The 21,659-nt window shown below is 65.7% G+C and carries 26 protein-coding genes; 10 read left to right on the top strand and 16 right to left on the bottom strand.

The features are described 5' to 3' along the window. Positions 1–41 precede the first annotated feature (41 nt). Entirely contained in the window at positions 42–353 is a 312-nt protein-coding gene (hspQ, locus tag D580_RS0107490) for a heat shock protein HspQ (protein WP_018953788.1), read from the top strand. Beyond that, the gene (locus D580_RS0107485; protein WP_018953787.1) at positions 353–880 is read left to right on the top strand and encodes a TerB family tellurite resistance protein; all 528 of its coding nucleotides are present in this window, start codon (positions 353–355) and stop codon (positions 878–880) included. The genes hspQ and D580_RS0107485 overlap by 1 nt, the downstream gene beginning before the upstream one ends. A 108-nt stretch (positions 881–988) precedes the next feature. On the opposite strand, the gene D580_RS0107480 is transcribed toward D580_RS0107485, so the two are convergent. Beyond that, the gene (locus tag D580_RS0107480) at positions 989–1,345 is read right to left on the bottom strand and encodes an HU family DNA-binding protein (protein ID WP_018953786.1); all 357 of its coding nucleotides are present in this window, start codon (positions 1,343–1,345) and stop codon (positions 989–991) included. 165 nt (positions 1,346–1,510) lie between these two features. On the opposite strand from D580_RS0107480, the gene D580_RS0107475 reads away from it, so the two are divergent. After that, the gene (locus D580_RS0107475; RefSeq protein ID WP_018953785.1) at positions 1,511–2,188 is read left to right on the top strand and encodes a sulfite exporter TauE/SafE family protein; all 678 of its coding nucleotides are present in this window, start codon (positions 1,511–1,513) and stop codon (positions 2,186–2,188) included. A gap of 40 nt (positions 2,189–2,228) precedes the next feature. Here D580_RS0107475 and D580_RS0107470 read toward each other — a convergent pair whose 3' ends face one another. The 4 genes from D580_RS0107470 to D580_RS0107455 form a co-directional block, all read right to left on the bottom strand. Continuing rightward, positions 2,229–2,678, bottom strand: a complete 450-nt coding sequence (locus D580_RS0107470; protein ID WP_018953784.1) for a DUF4426 domain-containing protein — start codon at positions 2,676–2,678, stop codon at positions 2,229–2,231. Between the two features lie 139 nt (positions 2,679–2,817). Next, entirely contained in the window at positions 2,818–3,372 is a 555-nt protein-coding gene (locus D580_RS0107465) for a YggT family protein (protein WP_018953783.1), read from the bottom strand. An 18-nt stretch (positions 3,373–3,390) separates the two neighbouring features. After that, positions 3,391–4,218 (bottom strand): pyrroline-5-carboxylate reductase, encoded by an 828-nt coding sequence (gene proC, locus D580_RS0107460; protein ID WP_018953782.1) that lies wholly within the window; start codon positions 4,216–4,218, stop codon positions 3,391–3,393. 37 nt (positions 4,219–4,255) lie between these two features. Continuing rightward, positions 4,256–4,966 carry a YggS family pyridoxal phosphate-dependent enzyme gene (locus tag D580_RS0107455; protein WP_018953781.1) on the bottom strand — a complete coding sequence of 237 codons (711 nt, stop codon included), beginning with the start codon at positions 4,964–4,966 and terminating at the stop codon, positions 4,256–4,258. A 232-nt stretch (positions 4,967–5,198) separates the two neighbouring features. Here D580_RS0107455 and D580_RS0107450 point away from each other — a divergent pair, with 232 nt between their 5' ends. The 3 genes from D580_RS0107450 (at position 5,199) to D580_RS0107440 (ending at position 8,794) form a co-directional block, all read left to right on the top strand. After that, positions 5,199–6,233: a type IV pilus twitching motility protein PilT gene (locus D580_RS0107450; RefSeq protein ID WP_012639454.1), complete on the top strand. Its 1,035-nt coding sequence runs from the start codon at positions 5,199–5,201 to the stop codon at positions 6,231–6,233. 65 nt (positions 6,234–6,298) lie between these two features. Further along, the gene (locus tag D580_RS0107445) at positions 6,299–7,465 is read left to right on the top strand and encodes a PilT/PilU family type 4a pilus ATPase (protein ID WP_026289800.1); all 1,167 of its coding nucleotides are present in this window, start codon (positions 6,299–6,301) and stop codon (positions 7,463–7,465) included. Positions 7,466–7,585: 120 nt separating this feature from the next. Then, entirely contained in the window at positions 7,586–8,794 is a 1,209-nt protein-coding gene (locus D580_RS0107440; protein ID WP_018953779.1) for a PilT/PilU family type 4a pilus ATPase, read from the top strand. Between the two features lie 105 nt (positions 8,795–8,899). Here the strand turns inward: D580_RS0107440 and D580_RS0107435 are convergent, their stop codons facing one another. The 11 genes from D580_RS0107435 to gshB form a co-directional block, all read right to left on the bottom strand. Beyond that, positions 8,900–9,769, bottom strand: a complete 870-nt coding sequence (locus D580_RS0107435; RefSeq protein ID WP_018953778.1) for a dihydroorotate dehydrogenase electron transfer subunit — start codon at positions 9,767–9,769, stop codon at positions 8,900–8,902. A gap of 166 nt (positions 9,770–9,935) precedes the next feature. Beyond that, positions 9,936–11,219 carry a dihydroorotase gene (locus D580_RS0107430; protein WP_018953777.1) on the bottom strand — a complete coding sequence of 428 codons (1,284 nt, stop codon included), beginning with the start codon at positions 11,217–11,219 and terminating at the stop codon, positions 9,936–9,938. After that, on the bottom strand, positions 11,216–12,226 hold the full coding sequence (locus D580_RS0107425) for an aspartate carbamoyltransferase catalytic subunit (RefSeq protein ID WP_018953776.1): 1,011 nt from the start codon (positions 12,224–12,226) through the stop codon (positions 11,216–11,218). Before D580_RS0107425 ends, D580_RS0107430 begins: the two co-directional genes overlap by 4 nt. Beyond that, positions 12,223–12,732 (bottom strand): bifunctional pyr operon transcriptional regulator/uracil phosphoribosyltransferase PyrR, encoded by a 510-nt coding sequence (pyrR, locus tag D580_RS0107420; RefSeq protein WP_018953775.1) that lies wholly within the window; start codon positions 12,730–12,732, stop codon positions 12,223–12,225. The genes D580_RS0107425 and pyrR overlap by 4 nt, the downstream gene beginning before the upstream one ends. Beyond that, positions 12,725–13,183 carry a Holliday junction resolvase RuvX gene (gene ruvX, locus D580_RS0107415; RefSeq protein WP_026289799.1) on the bottom strand — a complete coding sequence of 153 codons (459 nt, stop codon included), beginning with the start codon at positions 13,181–13,183 and terminating at the stop codon, positions 12,725–12,727. Before ruvX ends, pyrR begins: the two co-directional genes overlap by 8 nt. A 12-nt stretch (positions 13,184–13,195) precedes the next feature. Further along, entirely contained in the window at positions 13,196–13,756 is a 561-nt protein-coding gene (locus D580_RS0107410; RefSeq protein ID WP_018953773.1) for a YqgE/AlgH family protein, read from the bottom strand. 111 nt (positions 13,757–13,867) lie between these two features. After that, a complete protein-coding gene (locus D580_RS0107405; RefSeq protein ID WP_018953772.1) occupies positions 13,868–14,746 on the bottom strand; it encodes an energy transducer TonB in 879 nt (292 codons plus the stop codon). After that, positions 14,743–15,255: a Gx transporter family protein gene (locus D580_RS0107400; protein ID WP_018953771.1), complete on the bottom strand. Its 513-nt coding sequence runs from the start codon at positions 15,253–15,255 to the stop codon at positions 14,743–14,745. The genes D580_RS0107405 and D580_RS0107400 overlap by 4 nt, the downstream gene beginning before the upstream one ends. Positions 15,256–15,312: 57 nt before the next feature. Next, positions 15,313–15,690 (bottom strand): NusG domain II-containing protein, encoded by a 378-nt coding sequence (locus D580_RS0107395; protein ID WP_018953770.1) that lies wholly within the window; start codon positions 15,688–15,690, stop codon positions 15,313–15,315. Beyond that, positions 15,687–16,730, bottom strand: a complete 1,044-nt coding sequence (locus tag D580_RS0107390) for an FAD:protein FMN transferase (protein WP_018953769.1) — start codon at positions 16,728–16,730, stop codon at positions 15,687–15,689. Before D580_RS0107390 ends, D580_RS0107395 begins: the two co-directional genes overlap by 4 nt. Beyond that, a complete protein-coding gene (gene gshB, locus D580_RS0107385; RefSeq protein ID WP_038043347.1) occupies positions 16,727–17,659 on the bottom strand; it encodes a glutathione synthase in 933 nt (310 codons plus the stop codon). The genes D580_RS0107390 and gshB overlap by 4 nt, the downstream gene beginning before the upstream one ends. Positions 17,660–18,012: 353 nt before the next feature. Here gshB and D580_RS0107380 point away from each other — a divergent pair, with 353 nt between their 5' ends. The 4 genes from D580_RS0107380 (at position 18,013) to D580_RS0107365 (ending at position 21,639) form a co-directional block, all read left to right on the top strand. Continuing rightward, the gene (locus D580_RS0107380; RefSeq protein WP_018953767.1) at positions 18,013–18,366 is read left to right on the top strand and encodes a response regulator; all 354 of its coding nucleotides are present in this window, start codon (positions 18,013–18,015) and stop codon (positions 18,364–18,366) included. Positions 18,367–18,488: 122 nt separating this feature from the next. Further along, positions 18,489–18,851 (top strand): response regulator transcription factor, encoded by a 363-nt coding sequence (locus tag D580_RS0107375; RefSeq protein WP_018953766.1) that lies wholly within the window; start codon positions 18,489–18,491, stop codon positions 18,849–18,851. A gap of 4 nt (positions 18,852–18,855) precedes the next feature. Further along, positions 18,856–19,401, top strand: a complete 546-nt coding sequence (locus D580_RS0107370; protein ID WP_018953765.1) for a chemotaxis protein CheW — start codon at positions 18,856–18,858, stop codon at positions 19,399–19,401. A gap of 135 nt (positions 19,402–19,536) precedes the next feature. Continuing rightward, the gene (locus D580_RS0107365) at positions 19,537–21,639 is read left to right on the top strand and encodes a methyl-accepting chemotaxis protein (protein ID WP_018953764.1); all 2,103 of its coding nucleotides are present in this window, start codon (positions 19,537–19,539) and stop codon (positions 21,637–21,639) included. Positions 21,640–21,659: the final 20 nt, after the last annotated feature.

Here is a 21,659-nt window from a genome sequence, read left to right as displayed (position 1 = left end):
ATAGGAAGAGTGAACGTCCCCGGACGGAGGGTACAGACGCCATGAGTCAGGCAATTTTCAGCATCGGACAAATCATACATCACCGCCTGTTCGGCTATCGGGGTGTGGTGGTGGACGTGGATCCCGTCTTTCAGGGTACCGAGGAATGGTATGCGCAGGTGGCCCAGAGCCAGCCGCCCAGGGACGAACCCTGGTATCACGTGCTGGTGGATGGTGAGGCGGTGGAGACCTACGTGGCCCAGCAGAACCTGGAACCCGGAGACGCCAGCGAACCCATCGAGCACCCCTATACCGAGGCCTTTTTCACCGGCTTCGTGAATGGTGTCTACCGTCATCGCATGCGCGTGAACTGATGCTGGATCGTATTCGACGCTTCTTCGATGAGCACATCGCGGCACCGGCGGCCAGCGTGCCGGCGCCGCGGTTTGCATCCGGGAAAACCCGGCGGCCGGATGCCGATCCTACCCATGCCCTGCATCTGGCCACGGCCGCTCTGCTGTTCGAGGTCAGCCGCGCGGATTTCCATGTCCACGACAAGGAACTGGAGGCCATGGCTCAGATCCTGGAGCGGCAGTTCCAGTTGAGTGCCGAGGAGACCCGGGAACTGCTCGACCTGGCCCGCGCCGAGAGCGACGAGATGCTGTCCCTGCACCCCTTCGTGCGCCTGATCAACGAGAACTTCGAGCCCGATCAGCGTGCGCGCATCATGGAGGATCTCTGGCAGGTGGCCTACGCCAAGGGCGAACTGGACAAGCACCAGGAATACACGGTGCGCAAGATCGCGGACCTGCTGTACGTGCCGCACCCGGTGTACATTAGGACCAAGCTCAAGATTGAGGAAGGCGCCAGAGGCAAGAGACAAGAGACAAGAGACAAGTAAGAGGCAGTCGGATTTTTCTTGTATCTTGTATCTTGCATCTTGTCTCTGGCCTTCGGCCCCATAAAAAAGCCCGGCATTGCCGGGCTTTTTTTATGGGGCCGAAGCGCCCTAAATCATGTCCTTCAGATTCTTCAGCGGCAGCACCTTCACCACCTTGCGGGCGGGCTTGGCCTTGAAGATCATCTCCTCGCCGGTGGCGGGGTTGCGGCCCTTGCGCGCCTTGGTGGCAGGCTTCTTCACCACCTTGATCTTGAGCAGGCCGGGCAGGGTGAACATGCCCACGCCGCGGGGCTTGATGCTCTTCTCGATCAGGCCCTGCAGAGAATCCATCACCGCGCCCACGTCCTTCTTGGACAGGCCGGTCTGGGTGGCAATGTGGTTCAGGATTTCGGTCTTGGTGGGGGGCTTGGGCTGAGCGGCGGCTGCGGCCTGGGTCTTGGTGGTGGCTTTCTTCTTGGCTGCCATGGAGTGGCTCCCTGATTGGTTGCGTTGGATGCGCGAGTTTAACGGGTGAGTTCAAGCTGAACGCGAATTAACATAGCACGATGATTTTCCATTGGCGAGACGGTTTATCCCGAAAATATCGGCACGAGAGCGTGCTGTGCATTCCGGGTGCGCGGGCGGTGTGGCGTGCTTGAGCATGGCACTTGGCTGGCCGCCTTTCTGGTGGGTCTGTTCGGCGGCGTGCACTGCGCCGGCATGTGCGGCGGCATCGTCACCGCCCTGAGCCTCGGCACCCGCACGCCCGCAGGCACCACGCCCTGGCCACTGCTGTTTTCCTACAACCTGGGGCGCATCGCGAGCTATACGCTGGCCGGCGCGCTGGCCGGTGGCGCGGGCTGGTTCGCCGCGCGACTGGTGGATGTGCACCTGGCGCAGCAGGGGCTGCAGGTGCTGGCCGCGCTGTTCATGATCGCACTGGGTCTTTACCTGGCGGGCTGGTGGGCAGGGCTCGCCAAAGTGGAGCAGGCGGGCGGCGTGCTCTGGCGCAGGATCGAGCCCCTGGGGCGTCGTCTGATGCCGGTGCGCACGCCGGCCCAGGCCCTGGCCCTGGGCGGGCTGTGGGGCTGGCTGCCCTGTGGGCTGGTCTACAGCGTGCTGATCTGGTCGCTGAGTGCCGGTGGCGTGACCCAGGGCGCGTTGCTGATGCTGGCCTTCGGCCTCGGGACCCTGCCCAATCTGCTGCTCATGGGGGTCATGGCCGCCCGGCTCGGCGCATGGCTGAGACAGCGCTGGGTGCGTTACCTGGCCGGTGGCTTCGTGGCCGGTTTTGGGCTGCTGATGCTGTGGCAGGTGCTGGCAGGCTGAAGCGGCCCGGGTAAATACCCGGGCCGCGCAGGCTTGAGGTTCAGCGGGTAAAGAACTGCTGGCGGAAGCGTACCGACAGGGGCCCGCTGTCTCGGGGGGTGGCCTCGATCATGAAATCCAGGGTCTCACCATCATCGATGCCCACCTCGGCCAGGTAGTAGATGGCCGTGCTATCCCGGACCTCGCGAAATTGCAGCGGGATGGTCTGGCCGCGCAGGTTCACGGCCTTGCCGGTGACCACCGCCAGCTGAGGCTCCGTGCCCACACCCAGGGATTTTTTCATGATGCTGATGTTGATCAGCGCGCGGTTGCGGCTGCGGGTGATGTTGTAGGAGCGTGCAACATCCGGTGACAGGAAGTCGGTGCTCAGTGCGTTGAAATGGACCACGTAATCGCCGAAGTCCTGCTGCCCGCCGGCGTGGACGGTGCCGGACAGTGCGCCGGCCAGTACCAGCAACAGGAATGCCTTGAAGACATGACGTCGTTTCATGTTGTGATGCTCCTCCAGTGTGCCCTGGTTCGATCGCTTGGCTTAAGGGAACAGTAGGTATCCCTTGTCTATCAGTGTAGCCAAAAGGCCGACGGGATGTTGCGCCATCAGTGTTTCGGAATGTGCAGGGATTCCGGAATCAGAAGATCGAGCGCAGCAGGATCAGCAGGATGTTGAGGCCGATGATGGCCACCAGGGGGGAGAGGTCCACCGTACCCAGGTTGGGCATCACGGAACGGATGGGGGTGAGGATGGGGCGGTTCAGACTCGCCACCAGCGAGGCCACCGGATTGCCGCGCATGCCGCCGGCCATGAACCAGCTCATCACCGCCTCGATGATGATGCTGAACATGAACACATAAATCAGCAGCTGCAGCAGACGGAACACCGCCACCACCAGCACCAGGCCGAGCCCGGGGCTCGCGCCGCCGATCCAGGCCACCAGCCAGAGTTCCAGCATCTTCAGCGCGATCATGAGCAGCACCACCGCCGTGTCCAGGCGGCCGATGGGCGGGATGACGCGGCGCAGGGCTCGCACCGGCGGATTGGTGACGGTGACCAGGAACTGGGACACCGGGTTGTAGAAATCCGCCCGCACCATGGCCAGCAGCATGCGCAGCATGAGGGCGATCACGTACAGACTGAACAGGGTGGAGATGAGGAAGATGCTGATCTCCTGGAGGGGTCCGGGCATGGGTGGGGCTCCGTTGCGTCAGTTGGATGCCAGTTGATCGGCCAGTTCCCGGGAACGGTCCCGGGCGGAGGTGAGGGCCTGGGCCATGAGTTCGCGCAGGCCGCCGGTCTCCAGCACCTGCAGGGCGCGTTCCGTGGTGCCGCCCCGGGAGGTGACCCGGGTGCGCAGGGTGGCGGCGTCCTCGTCGGACTCCAGGGCCAGCTTGGCGGCGCCGAAGGCGGTCTGCAGGGCCAGCAGCCGGGCGGTCTCCCGGGGCAGGCCCAGCTGCACGCCGGCGTCCTCCAGGGCCTCCATGACCAGGAACAGGTAGGCGGGACCGCTGCCGGACAGGGCCGTGACCGCGTCCAGGGCGGACTCATCGTCCAGCCACACGGTCAGTCCCACGGCGCGCAGGATGGATTCGGCCACGGCCTTCTGGGCCGGGCTGACCCGTTCATTGGCCGCCAGTCCCGTGGCGCCGCAGCCCACCAGGGCCGGGGTGTTGGGCATGCAGCGCACCACGGCGAGATTGCCGCCCAGCCAGCGCTCGATATCGGCGCTGCGCACGCCGGCGGCGATGGAGACGATCAGCGGACGGCGCGCCTGCACGGCCCCGGCCAGGGCGCGGCACACCTCGCCAAGCACCTGGGGCTTGACCGCCAGCACCACCACGTCGGCGTGACCGATGGCCTCTGCCCCATCCTCGCCCAGGTGCATGCCCGGCCATTGGGTCGCAAGGATTTCCCGCTGGCCCGGGTTGGGGTCCACGGCCCACAGGGCGTCCTCGGGCCAGCCGTCGGCGACCAGGCCGCCGATGAGGCTGCGCGCCATGTTGCCTGCGCCGATGAAGGCGATGGGTTCGTTCATGAGCTTTCCGTTGGGACGTTGGCGAACAGGGGAAGGATCATAAACCCTGCCCGCCGTGGCCTGCCACCCGGCGGCTGCCGAAGATGGCGGTGCCCACACGCACGATGGTGGCGCCTTCCGCGATGGCCGCCTCCAGGTCGCCGCTCATGCCCATGGACAGGGTATCCAGCTGATGGCCCCGGCGGATCAGGTCTTCCTGCATCTCGCGCAGGCGGGCGAAGGCGCGTCGCTGGGTGGCGAAGTCCTCGCTGGGGGCGGGGATGGCCATCAGGCCGCGCAGGCGCAGCCGGGGAAGTCCCGCCACTACTTCGGCCAGGGCCGGCAGGGCCTCGGCGACAAGCCCGGACTTGCTCGCCTCCGCGTCCAGGTTCACCTGCAGGCAGACCTGCAGGTCGGCGGCCTCCCCGGGGCGCTGTTCCGACAGCCGCCGGGCGATCTTTTCCCGCTCGATGCTGTGCACCCAGTGGGCGAGGCCGGCAATCAGGCGGGTCTTGTTGGACTGCAGCGGGCCGATGAAATGCCATTCGGGACGCAGATCCGCGAGGGCATCGGCCTTGTCGGCCAGTTCCTGGGCGTAGTTCTCGCCGAAGGCCCGCTGACCGCAGGCCATGGCCTCCCTCAATGCCTCGACAGGCTGGGTCTTGCTCACCGCCAGCAGGGTGATCGTGGCGGGGTCGCGTCCATGACGCAGGGCGGCCTCATGGATACGGGTCCTGACGGTCTCGAGTCTGTCGCCAATGGTGCTCATGGGGCTATGCTATATTCGGTTCACGTAACAGGGGAAATGCCGAATCGGCTCCGGTGTTTCCCGTGCCTGAGTCTCCCGGCCCGGTTCCCGTTGGCCGTCCTCTTGTGGCTATCGCCGTCCACCCGGCGTTAACTACCGTTCATGCGCGATGCGGCTTCACCCTCCGCGCTGGAAGGGGCAGACTCGACGCAAAGCCGGATCACGAACCGGTTCACTCGACTTGGGGGATTGAATGGACATTACGCAGCTGCTTGCGTTTGCGGTCAAGAATGGCGCCTCGGACCTGCATCTCTCCGCCGGGCTGCCGCCCATGATCCGCGTCGACGGCGACGTGCGCCGGATCAACGTACCCGCCCTGGACCACAAGGCTGTCCACGGCATGGTGTACGACATCATGAACGACAAGCAGCGCAAGGACTACGAGGAGTTCCTGGAAACGGACTTCTCCTTCGAGATCCCCGGCCTGGCGCGCTTCCGCGTCAACGCCTTCAACCACAACCGCGGCGCCGGCGCGGTGTTCCGAACCATCCCGAGCAAGATCCTCACCCTCGAAGAACTCAACTGCCCGAAGATCTTCGAGCAGATCTCCGACTACCCGCGCGGCATCGTGCTGGTCACCGGGCCCACCGGCTCCGGCAAGTCCACCACCCTGGCCGCCATGATCAACCACAAGAACGAATCCGAGTACGGACACATCCTCACCGTGGAGGATCCGATCGAGTTCGTGCACGAGAGCAAGAAGTGCCTGGTCAACCAGCGCGAGGTGCACCGCGACACCCTGGGCTTCAACGAGGCCCTGCGCTCGGCCCTGCGTGAGGACCCGGACACCATCCTGGTGGGCGAGATGCGCGACCTGGAGACCATCCGCCTGGCCCTGACCGCCGCCGAGACCGGTCACCTGGTGTTCGGTACCCTGCACACCAGTTCCGCCGCCAAGACCATCGACCGCATCGTGGACGTGTTCCCCGCCGCGGAGAAGGACATGGTGCGCGCCATGCTGTCGGAGTCCCTGCGGGCGGTGATCTCCCAGACCCTGCTCAAGCGCATCGGCGGCGGCCGCGTGGCGGCCCACGAGATCATGCTGGGCACCCCGGCCATCCGCAACCTGATCCGTGAAAACAAGATTGCCCAGATGTACTCGGCCATCCAGACCAGCCAGGGCATGGGCATGCAGACCCTGGACATGAGTCTCAAGGAACTGCTCGCCAAGGGCATCATCAGCAAGGAAGACGCACGCCGCAAGGCCGCCAACCCGGACGCCCTCTAGGCCGACTGACACCACAGGCCGGGGCCCTGGCAATCCCAGTGCTCAGGTAGACGAGGCTTCATCAAATGGATCGCGATAAGGCAATACGTTTCATGCACGACTTGCTGAAGACCCTGCTCAGCAAGAAGGGCTCCGACCTGTTCATCACCGTGGGTGCGCCGCCGTCCATCAAGGTGGACGGACGCATGACGCCCATCACCAACCAGCCCTTGTCTCCGGCCCACACCCAGGTGCTGGTGCGTTCCATCATGAACGACAAGCAGGCCTCGGAGTTCGAGCGCACCCAGGAGTGCAACTTCGCCATCAGCCTGCCGGGGGTATCGCGCTTTCGCGTCAACGCCTTCACCCAGCGCGGCACCGCCGGCATGGTGCTGCGTGTGATCACCACCGAGATCCCCACCTTCGAGCAGCTGGGCCTGCCGATGCAGCTCAAGGACATCGCCATGACCCGCCGCGGCCTGGTGATCTTCGTGGGCGGTACCGGATCGGGCAAGTCCACCTCGCTCGCCGCCATGCTCGGCTACCGCAATGCCAACAGCTATGGCCACATCGTCACCATCGAGGACCCCATCGAGTTCGTGCACTCCCACATCAACTGCCTGGTGACCCAGCGTGAGGTGGGGGTGGACACCGAGAGCTACGAGGTGGCCCTGAAGAACACCCTGCGCCAGGCCCCCGACGTGATCCTGATTGGTGAGATCCGTGATCGCGAGACCATGGACTACGCCATCGCCTTCGCCGAGACCGGTCACCTGTGTCTCTCCACCCTGCACGCCAACAGCACCAACCAGGCCCTGGATCGTATCATCAACTTCTTCCCCGAGGAGCGGCGCCAGCAGCTGCTCATGGACCTGTCCCTGAACTTGAAGGGTGTCATCTCCCAGCGGCTGATCCCCAAGGCCGACGGCAAGGGCCGCGCCCCCGCCGTGGAGATCATGATCAACAGCCCGCTCATGTCGGACCTGATCTTCAAGGGCGAGGTGCACGAGATGAAGGAGCTCATGGCCAAGTCCAACGAGCTGGGCATGCAGACCTTCGACCAGGCCCTGTTCAAGCTCTTCGAGGAAGGCCACATCACCTACGAGGACGCCCTGCGCAACGCCGACTCGGTCAACGACCTACGCCTGCGCATCAAGCTCGACAGCAAGCGCGCCCGTCAGGCGAATCTCATGGACGAGGTCGCGCACCTGGAAGTGGAAGAGACGCCGGAAGAATCCGGTATGCTTAAATAATAGTGGCTAGTGGCTAGTCTCAAGTGGCAAGGAAATCATCTTCATCCCGGTCCTTTGCCTGAGGCAGTCATTATTGCGACTTTCCTTGCCACTTGAGACTTGCCACTTGAGACTGAATCAATGTCCATCGAACCCTACCTCAAACTCATGGCGCAGAAGAATGCGTCCGACCTGTTTTTTACCGTGGGTGCGCCTGCGAGCGTGAAGATCGAGGGCGAGATGCGCCCCATTAGCCGGCATACCATGGCGCCGGGCTCGGTCAGGGACATGGCCTACGAGCTGATGGATGAGCGCAAGATCCAGGAGTTCGAGCGCACCCGGGAGATGAACATCGGTATCTCCGTGGAGGAGCTGGGCCGCTTTCGCGTGAACATCTACGTGCAGCGCGGCGAGGTCTCCATGGTGATCCGCTACATCAAGTCCGATGTGCCGAGCATCGAGCAGCTGCATCTACCCCACGTGCTCAAGGATCTGGTGCTCAACAAGAATGGACTGGTGCTGGTGGTGGGTTCCACGGGCTCGGGCAAGTCGACGTCGCTGGCGGCCATGCTGGATTACCGCAACGCCAACAGCTACGGACACATCCTCACGGTGGAGGACCCCATCGAGTACTCCTTCACCCATCGCAAGTCCATCGTGGGCCAGCGGGAGGTGGGTCTCGACACGCTCTCCTACGAGAACGCCCTGCGCGAGGCCATGCGCGAGGCGCCGGACATGATCATGATCGGCGAGATCCGTGACCGTGAGACCATGGAGGCGGCGCTCACCTACGCCGACACCGGCCACCTGGTGCTCTCCACCCTGCACGCGGTCAACGCCAACCAGGCCCTGGACCGCATCATCAACTTCTTCCCGCCGGACTCCCGCCGCCAGATCCTCATGGACCTGTCCTTGAACATCAAGGGCATCATGTCCCAGCGGCTGGTGGTCACCAAGGACGGCAAGCGCATGCCCGCCACCGAGGTGCTGCTCAACACACCCTACATCTCGGAGCTGATTCGCAAGGGAGAGATCAGCGGCATCAAGGACATCATCGAGAAGGGCGCGTCGGTAGGCATGCACACCTTCGACCAGTCCCTGTTCGAACTCTACAAGGCCGGCAAGATCACCCTGCCCGAGGCCTTGTCCAAGGCAGACTCCAAGGGCGACCTGGAATGGCGCATCCATTTCGGTGGCGGCGTGAAGTCCCTGAAGTCCACCGACGATTCCCTGCAGATGCCCAGCGACATGGTCAACCTGGAGCCTCCCGCCGATGGCGGTCGCAAGCCCGCCACCCACTTCGATGACCTGAAACCGCTCTCGGAGACCAGCCTCGATAAAGAGGACTAACTGAAGTACGAAGTGTGAATCTGGAAGTGTGAATATTGAAAGGCCTTACCTTCGCACTTCCCAATTCCCACTTCTCACTTCTCACTTCAATTCTCGCTTCCCACTTCAAAACACCGTCTTCGCGTCAAACACCGGCCCGTCCACGCACACGCGCTTCATGGCGGGGCCCTGATCCGTCTTCACCTCCACCACGCAGCCGGCGCAACCGCCCACGGCACAGGCCATGAACTCTTCCAGGGACACCTGGCAGGGGATGCGGTACTGCTCGGCCAGCCGGGCGCAGGCCGCCAGCATGGGGTGGGGGCCGCAGGCGAAGATCTCCACCTGGCGGCGCTTCTCCTCGCTCAGGGTGTCCAGCCACAGCCGGGCCAGGTCGGTGACGTAGCCCTCATGGCAGCCGGGGAACCCGGCGCCGCTGGTGAGCCGGCAGGCTACACCCCAGTCCTCCAGCAGCGGCATGGTGGCGATCACCCCCTCGGGCATGCCCGGCACCAGGATCTCCGAGGGGCGCGGCTTGAACGGGAAGGGCACTTCGGAGCCCATGATCACCAGGGGCTGGTAGACCGGGTTGCTGCGCAGGCTGGAGGCCAGGAACACCATGGGCGGGATGCCCACGCCACCGCCCAGCAGCAGGGTCAGCGGCCGGTCGCCATGGGGCTGGAAGGGCTTGCCGATGGGACCCATCACGCTGATCGTCTCGCCCAGCTTGCGGCGTGACAGCAGCCGGGTGCCTTCCCCCACCGCCTTGTAGAGAAACTCCACCCAGCCGGCACGCGGATCGGTGCGCATGATGGACAGGGGGCGACGCATGGGCAGCATGGGATCGCACTGCAGGTGCGCGAAACTGCCCGGCTGGGCCTTCTCGGCGCAGCGCGGCGCCTGCACCCGCATGATGTACTGTTCGCCGGCGAAGGCCTCGTGGGCGAGGACCTTGGCATCCTCCACATAGATGGTGCCGCGGTGGGGTTTATGCATGTTTCTTGATTCCGATGTGATCTGCGTGGTTTAGGGTTTGCCGCAGAGACGCTGAGGCGCGGAGAACTGCCGCAGACTGGAAAAGTCGGTTCATCCGCTGCTGTGCCCCGCCGCATTTACCCAAACATGTTTTTCTCTGCGCCTCTGCGTCTCTGCGGCAAGCTGTTTATCGGCCTGTCTGCTCAAAGACAACCCGTCCGGCCACCAGGGTATGCGTGACCCGGCCGGCGAATTCCCAGCCGAAGAACGGACTGTTGCGGCCTTGGCTGAGCCAGGACTCCGCCTCGGGCCGGTAGATCGCCTCGGTATCGATGATGCACAGGTCCGCCCGGTGGCCCGGCGCCAGGGTGCCCACGGGCAGTCCCAGGATGGCGGCGGGGTTGGCGGTGATGCGGCGCACGGCCTCGGCGCGGCTCAGCACCCCTTCCTCCGCCAGCCGCAGGGTCAGCGGCAGCAGGGTCTCCAGGGACGAGATGCCGGGCAGGGTCTGGGCGAAGGGCGCGAGTTTCGCATCCGCCTCGTGGGGCTGGTGGTCGGAGCAGATCACGGAGATGGCGCCGTCGGCCACCGCCTGGCGCAGTCCCTCCCGGTCACGCTGGCTGCGCAGGGGCGGCATCACGTGGCACAGGCTGTTGAAGTCCGCCACGTCCATGTCCGTGAGGAACAACTGGTGGGCGGCCACGTCGGCGCTGATGGGCAGTCCGTCGTGGCGTGCGCGGGCGAGCATCTGCGCGCCCCGGGCGGTGGACAGGCGGCACAGATGCACCCGCGCGCCGGTCTGTTCCGTGAGCGCGAGGATGGTGCCCAGGGCGGCGGTCTCGGCGGCCGCCGGGATGCCGGGCAGGCCGAGGCGCGTGCCCACCGGGCCTTCGTGCACGCAGCCCTTGGCGTTGAGGGACCAGTCGATGGGATGCAGGAACACCGTGAGCCCGTGGCTCGCGGCGTACTCCATGGCCCGGCGCAGCAGCAGGTGACTGGCCATGGGCTTGAGCGCCTGGCTCACGCCCAGCACGCCGGCGCGCTTGAGTGCCGCCATCTCCGAGAGCTGTTCGCCGGCCAGCCCCGCGCTGAGCGCGCCCAGGGCATGCACGCGCACGCCGCAGGCCTGCTTGGCGCGACGGGTGATCAGTTCCACCTCCGCCGGGGAGTCCACCGGCGGGTTGGTGTCCGGCGGGCAGACCAGGGTGGTGATGCCGCTGCTTGCCGCGGCCCGGGTCTCGGAGGCCACGGTGGCCTTGTGTTCCTGGCCGGGCTCGCGCAGGCGCGCCGCCATGTCCACCACGCCGGGGATGACCAGGCGGCCGGCGGCGTCGATGCGCCGCTGGGGCTCGAAGTCCCTGGGTGCCTCGCCCAGGGCGACGACGTTCTCTTTCTGGATGTAGATGTCCGTGACCCGGTCGATGCCCTGGGCCGGATCCAGCAGGTGTGCGTTCTCGATGAGGAGCCTCATGGGGTCACGCTCCCGCCCATGATCATGGACATCACCGCCATGCGCACGGCGATGCCGTAGGTCACCTGTTCCAGGATCACGGAACGGGGCCCGTCCGCCACCCGGGAGTCGATCTCCACGCCGCGGTTGGCCGGGCCCGGATGCATGACGATGCAGTCGGGATGGGCCAGGGCCAGACGTTCCTGGGTCAGGCCATAGAGCTGGAAGAACTCGTGTTCCGAGGGCAGCAGGCCCGACTCCATGCGCTCGCGCTGCAGCCTGAGCATGATGATCACGTCCACGTCCTTGAGACCCTGGCGGATGTCGTTGTAGACGTGCACGCCCAGGGATTCCACCTGGGCCGGCAGCAGGGACTGGGGCGCGATCACGCGGATCTCCCCGGTGTTGAGGATGTTCAGGGCGTGGATCTGGGAGCGGGCCACCCGGGAATGCAGGATGTCGCCCACGATGGCCACCCGCAGGCGCGTGAAGTCCTGCTTGTGGCGTCGGATGGTGAACATGTCCAGCAGCGCCTGGGTGGGATGGGCGTGGCGCCCGTCGCCGGCATTGAGCACCGACACGTGGGGGGCCACGTGGCGGGCGAAGAAGTGCGCCGCGCCGCTGGATTCGTGGCGCACCACGAACATGTCCACGTACATGGCCTCCAGGTTGCGCAGGGTGTCCAGGAGGCTCTCGCCCTTGGTGGTGGCGGAGGTGGAGATGTTCATGTTGAGCACGTCCGCGGACAGGCGCTTGGCGGCCAGTTCAAAGGTGGTGCGGGTGCGGGTGCTGGCCTCGAAGAACAGGTTCACCACGGTCTTGCCGCGCAGCAGCGGCACCTTCTTCACCGCCTGGGCATTCATGCTGGCGAAGGACTCCGCCGTGTCCAGGATCTCGGTGATCAGGGTTTGGGGCAGGCCCTCGATGGTGAGCAGGTGACGCAGGCGCCCCTCCTCGTTGAACTGCAGGCTGGAGGGCAGGGGGCCGGCCGCCGGGATGGCCCGGGTGCTGGAAAGCGCCTCGCTCACTGGTCACCTCCGGTGCTGACGATCTCGAGACGCAGCGGATCCGGCCCGCGCAGCTTGACCTGCTGGTCCGGGCGCAGGCTCAGGTGCTTGCCCACCACCTGGGCCTCGATGGGCAGTTCGCGGCCGTCCCGCTCCACCAGCACGGCCAGGGTCACCGAGGCGGGCCGGCCGAAATCGAAGATCTCGTTGAGGGCGGCGCGGATGGTGCGCCCGGTGAACAGCACGTCGTCCACCAGGATGATGTGCCGGTCGTCCACGGAAAAGGGCAGGTTCGAGGGCTTGACCTGGGGGTGCATGCCGATGCGGCTGAAATCATCCCGGTAGAAGGAGATGTCCAGCTGGCCCAGGGGCTGGCCCAGGGCCAGACGCCGGTGCAGGGCCTCGGCCACCCACACGCCGCCGGTGTGGATACCCACCATGACCGGGTCCGGGGTGCCGCGGGCGTCGAGGCGCTGCTTGAGCGCCTCGGCCATGGCATCGAGCAGGGCCTGGATGTCTTCATTCATGGGTCGTGTTCCCGAGGTGTTCAGAAAACCAGTTTTCCAGCAGGATGGCGGCGGACAGGGCGTCGACGTCGCCCTTCTGCACCTTGCGGCCGCGCCGGCCGCTGGCGCGTGCCTCGCGCAGCCGTTCCTCGGCGTCGAAGGAGCTCAAGCGTTCATCCACCCGGGCCACGGGCAGTGTGTACCGTTCCGTGAGCTGTTCGCAGAAGCGCTGGATGCGGGGTGCGAGCGGGTGGGGCGTGCCGTCCAGGTTCACCGGCTGTCCCACCACCAGCACATCCGGCCGCCATTCCCTCACCCAGCGGTCCAGCGCCGCCCAGTCAGGCCCGTCATCCCGGTTGACCACCACCCCCAGCGGCGACCCCGACCCGCTCTCCCGGCTGCCCACAGCCACCCCGATGCGCCGGCCACCATAGTCCAGCCCCAGCGCCGTATTTCCCTTGCCACTTGCCACTTGCCACTGCCTTCAAGCATGTCCGGCATCGCCGCTGATCAGCGAGAGATCCACCCCCAGGCGCGCCGCCGCCGCCTGCCAGCGCTGGTCCGGCGGCAGGCGGAACAGGATGTCCAGGTCCGCGGGGGTGGTGAGCCAGGCGTTGTCGGCGATCTCCTGCTCCAGCTGCCCGGCGCCCCAGCCGGCATAGCCCAGGGCCACCAGCACGTCTTCCGGCCCCTCGTGCCGGGCCATGGCCTCTAGGATGTCCCGGGAGGTGGTCACCTGCACGCCCTCGGAGACCTGCATGCTCGACGACCAGGTGCCCGCGGGGCTGTGCAACACGAAGCCCCGGTCGGTCTGCACCGGTCCGCCGTGGAACACGGGGATCTCGGCGGCCTTGTCGTCGGCCTCGATGTCCATGTGCTCGAGCACCGTCTTCAGGGTCAGGTCCGTGGGCTGGTTGATGACGATGCCCATGGCACCCTGCTCGTTGTGCTCGCAGATGTAGGTGACCGAATGGAAGAAGTTCGGGTCTTCCAGGCCGGGCATGGCGATCAGGAACTGGTTGGTGAAATTGCTGCTGGCGGTCATGGGTCTGTGTGTGCGCTAAGGAGTGAATAGTATCCGGCCTGGGGTCTGCCCCCCGCAAGGCGCCCCCCGCACGGAACCTTTGAATCTTGAATCTTGAATGTTGAATTGAACCTACCGCATGCGCACGCGGGCATCGCTCTGGAACACCCAGGTGCGGGTGATCATGAGCTGGTCGTATTTCTGGCGCATCTCCACCGGGAAGGGCGAAAACGGGCTGGAGAGTTCCACGATGCGCCGGGCGGCATCATCCAGCACCTGTTCCCCGGAGCTCTTGGCCACCTGCACGTTGAGCACCTGGCCGTCGTGGTTGATCAGCACGTTGAGGATCAGGGTGCCATCCAGGCGCCGGCGGCGTGCCTCGTCCGGGTAGTTGAGGTTGCCCACCCGCTCCACCTTGCGCACCCAGGCATCCACGTAGCTGGCCTCCACGGCACTGCGCGCGCTCAGGGCGTCGATGTAATGGACCCGCGGGCGCTGGGCGTAACGGCGGCGCTCCTCGGACAGTTCCGAGGCCAGCCGGGCCATCTCCAGGCTGCGTTCCACCAGGCGGTCGGTGGTGACCCGCTCCCGGACCGGGGTCTCCTCGACCACCTCCGGGCTGGGTGCCGGGGTGGGGGATTGCTCGCGGGTCAGCACCGGGGTCTGTTCCGCCGGAGTGGGATCCGGCGCGCTGGGGGTGGCCTGTTCGGGGGCCATGCCGTCGGTGGGCAGGGGCAGGGGCGCGGTCACCGGGGCGCTGGGCCGATCCGGTTCCTCCGCCTGGCCGCTGGCCTGCTGGTCCGCCTGGGCGATGCGCTCGGTCTGCTCCGGGGGTGTGGGCGACTGGGTCTGCACCAGCACCACGTCCAGGGTGGGCGGGGTGCGGTCCCGGCCGGAGAACTCGATACCGAAACCCACGCCCAGGATCACGATGCCGTGGATCGCCGCGGCCAGGAACAGGGTCAGACCCAGGCGATCGCTGGGGGTGACGGTGGCGGCGGACACACTCATGGGGCGGCGGGCGGGCGTTGCGGATACATCATGCGTGCAATTGTACCGCTTGCCAGCCCGAACAGCAGTGCGGCGGTGAGCAGAACGGGCAACAGCTTGAGCAGGGCCGGGTGAGGGATGATCAGGGTGTAGGCCACCAGGAACTGGCCCAGCATGTGCGCCAGGGCGGCGAGCACGCACAGCCCCAGGGCGCTCAGGTGCCGGCCCGCGACGGCCGTGGCCAGACCCAGGGCCGCCAGGCTAGCCAGGGCGCCGGTCAGACTCAGCAGGAAGGTGGGGCTGAGGAAGCTGCCCACCAGCAGGCTGCCGGCCAGTACCCGCAGCAGCGAGACCCAGACCGCCACCCGCCAGCCGTAGAGCAGCAGGGCCAGCACCGTGATCACGTTGGCGAGCCCGGGTTTGACCCCGGGGATCGGGCTTGGCAGCGCCGCCTCCAGCACATGGATGGCAATGGCCAGGGCCGCCAGCCAGGCGATCAGGTGGTCTTCGCGGGTGGTCGATATAAGCACAGATACAAGATACAAGAGACAAGAGGCAAGTGTGACCACTTGTCTCTTGTCTCTTCTTCAATAATTGATGCTGTCGAACGGGCCTTTGGTCTCACCCAATATCTCGATCAGCACCCGGTTCGGCAGGCTCACCGCCATGTCGCCGGCCTCCCGCAGCCAGCCGGCCCGCTGACAGATGCCCTGGCTGCCGGGGGAGGCGGCGCAGCGGGCAGCGCCGTCGGCGATCTCCACGCGGGTGATGCCGGCGGGGCCGGGCACCTCCACCAGGGCGTTCCGGTCCAGGGGCAGGCGGGCGAACTCCGTGCCGCCGCTCAGGATACGGACCTCCCGGGTCGCGCTCGCGTCGCCGGCATCGGGTGCGCCCCAGAACTGGACGTAGGAGAGACCCACCAGCAGGCAGGCGCAGATCACCACCAGTCCATCACCCCGGGTCATCGGGCCGGCTCCACGAGGATGACCGGCGGTGCGGGCTGCTGTTCGAAGCGGATGCGTTCGGCCATGGCAGGGGTCATGAGCACCGCGCCCTGCGGATCCACCAGCATGGCCTGTTCGATGCCCAGGCGCGCGGCGATCTCGGCGAAGCGCGCCGGGCCCGCCACGAACAGGGCGGTGGCGGCGGCGTCTGCCCGGGCGCCATCCCTGTGGATCACGGTCACCGAGCGGGCCTCGCGGGCGGGCCGGCCGGTGCGCGGGTCGAGGATGTGGTGGAAGCGTTCGCCTGCATAAATAAAGTGTCGCTCATAGTCGCCGGAGGTGTACACGCTCTCGTCGCCGGCAAGCTCCAGGGAGGCCAGCACCCCCTCGCTGTCCGGGTGGCGGATGCCGATGCGCCAGGGGCGGTTGCCCGGGCGGCCGATGGCGCGCAGGTCGCCGCCGGCGTTGAGGATGGCGTGCTCGATGCCCAGTTCCTTGAGGCGCTCCACGGCCCGGTCCACACCGTAACCCTTGGCGAAGCCGCCCAGGTCCAGGCGCACCGCCGGGTTGTCGCTGCGCATGCGGATGCCGTCGACGCGGATGTCCGCCATGCTGGGGCGGGTCTCGAGCAGGGCACGGATCTCGGCCTCATCGGGCGGGGCGTGTTCTTCACGCTCATCGCCGTGGAAACCCCACAGGGCGAACAGCGCACCGAGGGCGGGGTTGAACAGGCCGTCGCTGTCCGCCTCCAGGCGCTGACCCTCCAGGATCAGCGGCAGCACCGAGGGGTTGGCCGAGAATTCCGCGCCCGTGGCGAGCAGCTGGTTGGTGCGCCCCAGGGGGCCCGGTTCCCAGGCATGCCAGGCGCGGTGCATGTAGTCCAGGTCCTCGCCCACCACCCTTGCCGCCTCCCGGACCAGCTCCCGGTCGTGGGTGTAGATGCTCAGCTCCACCACGGTACCGAAGGCCAGCAGCCGCTCGGTGTGCACCTCCGGGCGGGGGCTGCAGGCGGCGAGCAACAGGATCAGGACGGACGGAATCAGCCGCTGCCAGGTGATCACCGGCGCGCCTCCAGGTGTCGCGCGATGGCGTCCATGAGCTGCCCACCGATGTCCAGGCCGAACTGGGCGTCCAGTTCCCGGATGCAGGTGGGGCTGGTGACATTGATCTCGGTGAGATAATCGCCGATCACGTCCAGGCCCACGAACAGCAGGCCCCGTTCCCGCAGCGCCGGCGCCACCTGCTGGCAGATCCAGCGGTCCCGTTCGGTGAGCGGCACGCCCTCGCCACGGCCGCCGGCGGCCAGGTTGGCGCGGGCCTCGCCGCTCGCGGGGATGCGCGCCAGGGCGTAGGGCACCGGCTCGCCGTCCACCAGCAGGATGCGCTTGTCGCCCTCTATGTACTCCGGCAGGAAGCGCTGGGCCATCACCGTGCGCTTGCCATGCTGGGTGATGGTCTCGAGGATCACGCCGGTGTTGGGGTCGCCCTGGCGGATGCGGAACACCGAGGCGCCGCCCATGCCGTCCAGGGGCTTGACCACGATGTCCTGCTGCGCATCCAGGAAGCTGCGCAGCCGGGCCATGTCGCGGCTGACCACGGTCTCGGGGCAGCACTGGGGAAACCAGGCAGTGAACAGTTTCTCGTTGGCATCCCGCAGGCTCCGGGGCTGGTTCACCACCAGGCAGCCCTCCCGTTCCGCCAGCTCCAGCAGGTAGGTGCTGTAGAGATACTCCATGTCGAAGGGCGGGTCCTTGCGCATGAGCACCGCGTCCAGGCTGGCCAGGGGCCGTTCCACGGTATCGCCCAGCGTGAACCAGTCACCGGCCTGGTCGCGCACTTCCAGCGCACGCATGCGGGCGTGTACGCGTCCTTCGGCCAGCCACAGGTCCTGCTGTTCCATGTAGAACACCGGCCAGCCACGACGCCGGGCGGCGAGCAGCATGGCGAAGGTGGAGTCCTTCTTGATGTTGATGTGTGCGATGGGGTCCATGACGACCCCGATGCTGGGCGTGGCGGCAGGCAAGGAAGCTTACTCCGGCGTGATGGGCGGGGGATGTGACCAAGATAATCCACCCGCTGTGGGTTCCACAACGCAGGCCAGTCAGGGATCAAGTGTGATGAAGGGCACGTTTCCCCTGACCGATGGCCGTCCATAGCGCTTAGAACTCACCTAACATAAAGTCGCTAACTGTCTTTACGGCTTGGGGGTATCTTGTTTGATAAAACCAAGGTCATGGGTTAAATTCGGCCCAAATTTGACAGTCAACGGATCTTGGGGGTGCTGTGAGCGAAGAAACCCATGGCGGTGCCGGAGAGCAGGACGAGCTTGCTGGGCTCAAGGTCATGGTCATTGACGACAGCAAGACGATTCGCCGGACTGCTGAAACCCTGCTCAAGAAACAGGGGTGTGAGGTGGTGACCGCCACCGATGGCTTCGAGGCCCTGGCCAAGATCGCCGAGCACAAGCCTGACATCATTTTCGTGGACATCATGATGCCGCGTCTGGACGGTTATCAGACCTGCGCGCTGATCAAGCACAACCGTCTGTTCAAACAGACACCGGTGATCATGCTGTCCAGCAAGGACAGTATCTTTGACAAGGCCCGTGGCCGGATCGTGGGGTCGGAGCAGTACCTGACCAAGCCCTTCACCCGCGACGATCTCCTGGGCGCCATCAGGATGCATGTCAAGCACTAGGGACAACTGCCCGGCGGGGTGGTGATGAGAGGGTGCGCTTCCGGTGAGACCGGGATGCAGACACACACCGCAATCCGTCGGGATGACGTAAACATCAGATTGATCAATGGAGAACATCCGCGATGACGCAGATCCTGGTAGTTGACGATTCGCCCACCGAGATTCACGTACTCAAGACCATCCTGGAGAAGAACGGCTACAGTGTCATGACCGCCTCGAGTGGTGAAGAAGGCATCGCCATGGCCAAGCAGCACAAGCCTGCCCTGGTGCTCATGGACGTAGTGATGCCCGGCCTCAATGGTTTCCAGGCCACCCGCCAGCTGGCCAACGACGCCTCCACCAGCAGCATCCCGGTGATCGTGGTCACCACCAAGGACCAGGAGACCGACAAGGTCTGGGCCATGCGCCAGGGTGCCAAGGACTACATCGTCAAGCCGGTCAAGGAGCGCGATCTACTCGAGCGCGTCAAGGCACTGGTCGCCTGAGGCAATGTCCGCCGTCCTGCAGAATCCCTTCGAATACCTCCAGCTCCTGGCACGCAAGGGTGAGGAGCTGGCCGGCAAGCTGCCCACGCAGTCGGTGCAGAAGGAGGCCTGGAAGGGCGTGCTGTTCGGACTGCGGGGACAGCAGCTGCTGGCCCCCATGAGTCAGGTGGCGGAGATCGTCACCCCGCCGCCGGTCACCCGCATACCCGGTGTGAAATCCTGGGCCTGCGGCATGGCCAACATGCGCGGCAACCTGCTGCCGGTCATGGATCTGCAGGGCTTTCTGTTCGGGGAAAACCTCCCCCGCGACTCCCGACGCCAGCGCCTGCTGGTGGTGAACTACCAGGGTGTCTACGCGGGCCTGGTGGTCGAGTCCGTGCAGGGCATGAAACATTACTGGACCGATGACCGCGTCATGGAGTTGCCCGAGGTCGATCCGGCCCTGCGTCCCTATCTGGACGGCGCCTTTCATGCAGGCCAGGAGCACCTGGCCGTGTTCAGCCCCTGGCGGCTTGCCCAGGACGAACGCTTTCTGAATGTATCCACCTGATCCCGGAACGGATCAGGCCAAACCCCGCCGCCAGGTAAAGCGGGGCATAGAACAAGAAGAAAACCTCGAGCTTCGCCCCGCAGGGACTGGGGTGGTCTCAACACAAAGAACACCTTTGGGGTGGGGAGCACTGTTATGAAAGGGTCTTCAAGCGACAGCGGGCTGAAGCTCGGTATTAACCGAACCTTCGCCATCCTGGGCGGTTTGCTCATCGTGTTCATGTTGCTCACGGTGGTGGCGTTCGTCTACTACACCGTGCAGCTGGGACACAACCGCGGCCACGTGGCAGAGGCGGCCGAACAGCGACTGACCTCGCAGCGAATCGCGACCTTCGCGCTGGAGTCCGCGGCAGGTAACGACGCGGCCTTCACACAGCTCCAGCAACTGCGCGACGAGTTCGACCGCAGTCTGAACGCCTTGAAGGCGGGCAATCCCCGTACCGGCGTGCCCGCCGTGCCCGAGGAAGTCGCCAGCGAACTGGCCGCGGTGGAGACGGCCTGGGACGCCTATCGTGCCAACATCGACAGCATCATCGGCGGTCGAGAGGCGGTGCTCGCCACCAGCGAGTACTTCGACGTCATCAACGAATCCATCCCCGAGCTCATCGTGCTCTCCGATGACGTGGTGCAGAGTCTGATCGCCGCGAATGCCGAACCCCGCCAGATCTATATCGCCACCCGCCAGATGATGCTGGCCCAGCGGGTACAGAACAACCTGGTCGGTGTGCTCGAGGGCGGTATCACCGCCGCCAGCGCGGCGGACCGTTTCGGCCGTGATGCCGCCGAATTCGGCCGGGTGCTGGAAGGCATGGTACGCGGCTTCCCGGCACTGGGCATCGTGCAGGTGCAGGATCCCGAGGCCCAGAACCGTCTTCGTGAAGTGGCCATGCTGTTCAGCATGGTGAGCGACAACGTGGGCGGCATCCTGGAAGTGGCCCCTCAGCTGTTCGAGATCAAGGAGTCTGCCCAGCAACTGGAAGGTCTGTCCGGCGAGATGCTCGCCGTGACCACGGATCTTGAGACGGCCCTGTTGGCCTACGGTTCGAGTCTCAACCTCTGGGTCTATGCCGGCTACCTGTTCGGTGCCCTGGCGCTGGCCATGCTGGTCCTGCTGGGTTACGTGCTGTACCAGGATACCCGCCGCCGTCTGGCCGTGACCACCGAACAGAACCGTCGTAACCAGCGCGCCATTCTGCGACTGCTCGACGAGATGACCAACCTGGCCGAAGGTGACCTGACGGTGCATGCCACGGTGACCGAGGACATCACCGGCGCCATCGCCGACTCGGTCAACTACGCCATCGACGCCCTGCGCAGCCTGGTGACCACCATCAACCAGACCGCCCTGCAGGTCTCCACCGCAGCGGTCAAGACCCAGTCCACCGCCCTGCGCCTGGCCGATGCCTCCAACCACCAGGCCCGCGAGATCGCCTCGGCGTCGGCATCCATTACCGACATGGCCGACTCCATCGAACAGGTGTCGCGCAGCGCCGAAACCTCCGCGGAGGTGGCCCAGAAGGCCGTGGCCATCGCCGGCAAGGGTGCACTGACGGTGCGCAAGACCATCGACGGCATGGACACCATTCGCGAGCAGATCCAGGAGACCTCCAAGCGAATCAAGCGGCTGGGTGAATCTTCCCAGGAGATCGGTGACATCGTGGGTCTGATCAACGACATCGCCGACCAGACCAACATCCTCGCGCTCAATGCCGCCATCCAGGCGTCGGCGGCCGGCGAGGCGGGCCGCGGCTTCGCGGTGGTGGCCGACGAAGTGCAGCGACTCGCGGAACGTTCCGCCAACGCCACCAAGCAGATCGAGGCCCTGGTGAAGACCATTCAGGCCGACACCAACGAGGCGGTGATCTCCATGGAGCAGTCCACCGCCAACGTGGTGAACGGCGCCAAGCTGGCCCTGGATGCCGGCGACGCCCTGAACGAGATCGAAGGCGTGTCCAACCAGCTGGCCGACCTGATTGCCACCATCTCCCACGCGGCCCGTCAGCAGGCCTCGGTGGCGCAGAACGTGTCCAATACTATGAACGTGATCCAGGAGATCACCATGCAGACCTCCGACGGCACCAACGAGACTGCGGTGTCCATCGGTAACCTCACCAACCTGGCAACCGAGCTACGCAAGTCGGTGGCCGGCTTCAAGCTGCCCGAGTCGGAGCAGCTCGATACGGTCATCATCGATCAGGAAGACGAGCAGCTGGACGTGGGCGAGCACAAGGTGGCCTGAGCCAAGGCGCCATGAGTCCC

The organism is Thioalkalivibrio sulfidiphilus (assembly GCF_000377945.1).
Lineage (GTDB): Bacteria > Pseudomonadota > Gammaproteobacteria > Ectothiorhodospirales > Ectothiorhodospiraceae > Thioalkalivibrio_A > Thioalkalivibrio_A sulfidiphilus_A.
The sequence above is the reverse complement of the archived record's forward strand: the minus strand, read 5'-3'. Positions and strand labels throughout refer to the sequence as shown.

Bases quoted from the DNA above. Each gene is read 5' to 3' on its own strand.
- hspQ (WP_018953788.1), top strand. From the start codon at position 42: ATGAGTCAGGCAATTTTCAGCATCGGACAAATCATACATCACCGCCTG.
- D580_RS0107485 (WP_018953787.1), top strand. From the start codon at position 353: ATGCTGGATCGTATTCGACGCTTCTTCGATGAGCACATCGCGGCACCG.
- D580_RS0107480 (WP_018953786.1), bottom strand. From the start codon at position 1,345: ATGGCAGCCAAGAAGAAAGCCACCACCAAGACCCAGGCCGCAGCCGCC.
- D580_RS0107470 (WP_018953784.1), bottom strand. From the start codon at position 2,678: ATGAAACGACGTCATGTCTTCAAGGCATTCCTGTTGCTGGTACTGGCC.
- D580_RS0107465 (WP_018953783.1), bottom strand. From the start codon at position 3,372: ATGCCCGGACCCCTCCAGGAGATCAGCATCTTCCTCATCTCCACCCTG.
- proC (WP_018953782.1), bottom strand. From the start codon at position 4,218: ATGAACGAACCCATCGCCTTCATCGGCGCAGGCAACATGGCGCGCAGC.
- D580_RS0107455 (WP_018953781.1), bottom strand. From the start codon at position 4,966: ATGAGCACCATTGGCGACAGACTCGAGACCGTCAGGACCCGTATCCAT.
- D580_RS0107450 (WP_012639454.1), top strand. From the start codon at position 5,199: ATGGACATTACGCAGCTGCTTGCGTTTGCGGTCAAGAATGGCGCCTCG.
- D580_RS0107445 (WP_026289800.1), top strand. From the start codon at position 6,299: ATGGATCGCGATAAGGCAATACGTTTCATGCACGACTTGCTGAAGACC.
- D580_RS0107440 (WP_018953779.1), top strand. From the start codon at position 7,586: ATGTCCATCGAACCCTACCTCAAACTCATGGCGCAGAAGAATGCGTCC.
- D580_RS0107435 (WP_018953778.1), bottom strand. From the start codon at position 9,769: ATGCATAAACCCCACCGCGGCACCATCTATGTGGAGGATGCCAAGGTC.
- D580_RS0107430 (WP_018953777.1), bottom strand. From the start codon at position 11,219: ATGAGGCTCCTCATCGAGAACGCACACCTGCTGGATCCGGCCCAGGGC.
- pyrR (WP_018953775.1), bottom strand. From the start codon at position 12,732: ATGAATGAAGACATCCAGGCCCTGCTCGATGCCATGGCCGAGGCGCTC.
- D580_RS0107410 (WP_018953773.1), bottom strand. From the start codon at position 13,756: ATGACCGCCAGCAGCAATTTCACCAACCAGTTCCTGATCGCCATGCCC.
- D580_RS0107405 (WP_018953772.1), bottom strand. From the start codon at position 14,746: ATGAGTGTGTCCGCCGCCACCGTCACCCCCAGCGATCGCCTGGGTCTG.
- D580_RS0107395 (WP_018953770.1), bottom strand. From the start codon at position 15,690: ATGACCCGGGGTGATGGACTGGTGGTGATCTGCGCCTGCCTGCTGGTG.
- gshB (WP_038043347.1), bottom strand. From the start codon at position 17,659: ATGGACCCCATCGCACACATCAACATCAAGAAGGACTCCACCTTCGCC.
- D580_RS0107380 (WP_018953767.1), top strand. From the start codon at position 18,013: ATGGTCATTGACGACAGCAAGACGATTCGCCGGACTGCTGAAACCCTG.
- D580_RS0107375 (WP_018953766.1), top strand. From the start codon at position 18,489: ATGACGCAGATCCTGGTAGTTGACGATTCGCCCACCGAGATTCACGTA.
- D580_RS0107370 (WP_018953765.1), top strand. From the start codon at position 18,856: ATGTCCGCCGTCCTGCAGAATCCCTTCGAATACCTCCAGCTCCTGGCA.
- D580_RS0107365 (WP_018953764.1), top strand. From the start codon at position 19,537: ATGAAAGGGTCTTCAAGCGACAGCGGGCTGAAGCTCGGTATTAACCGA.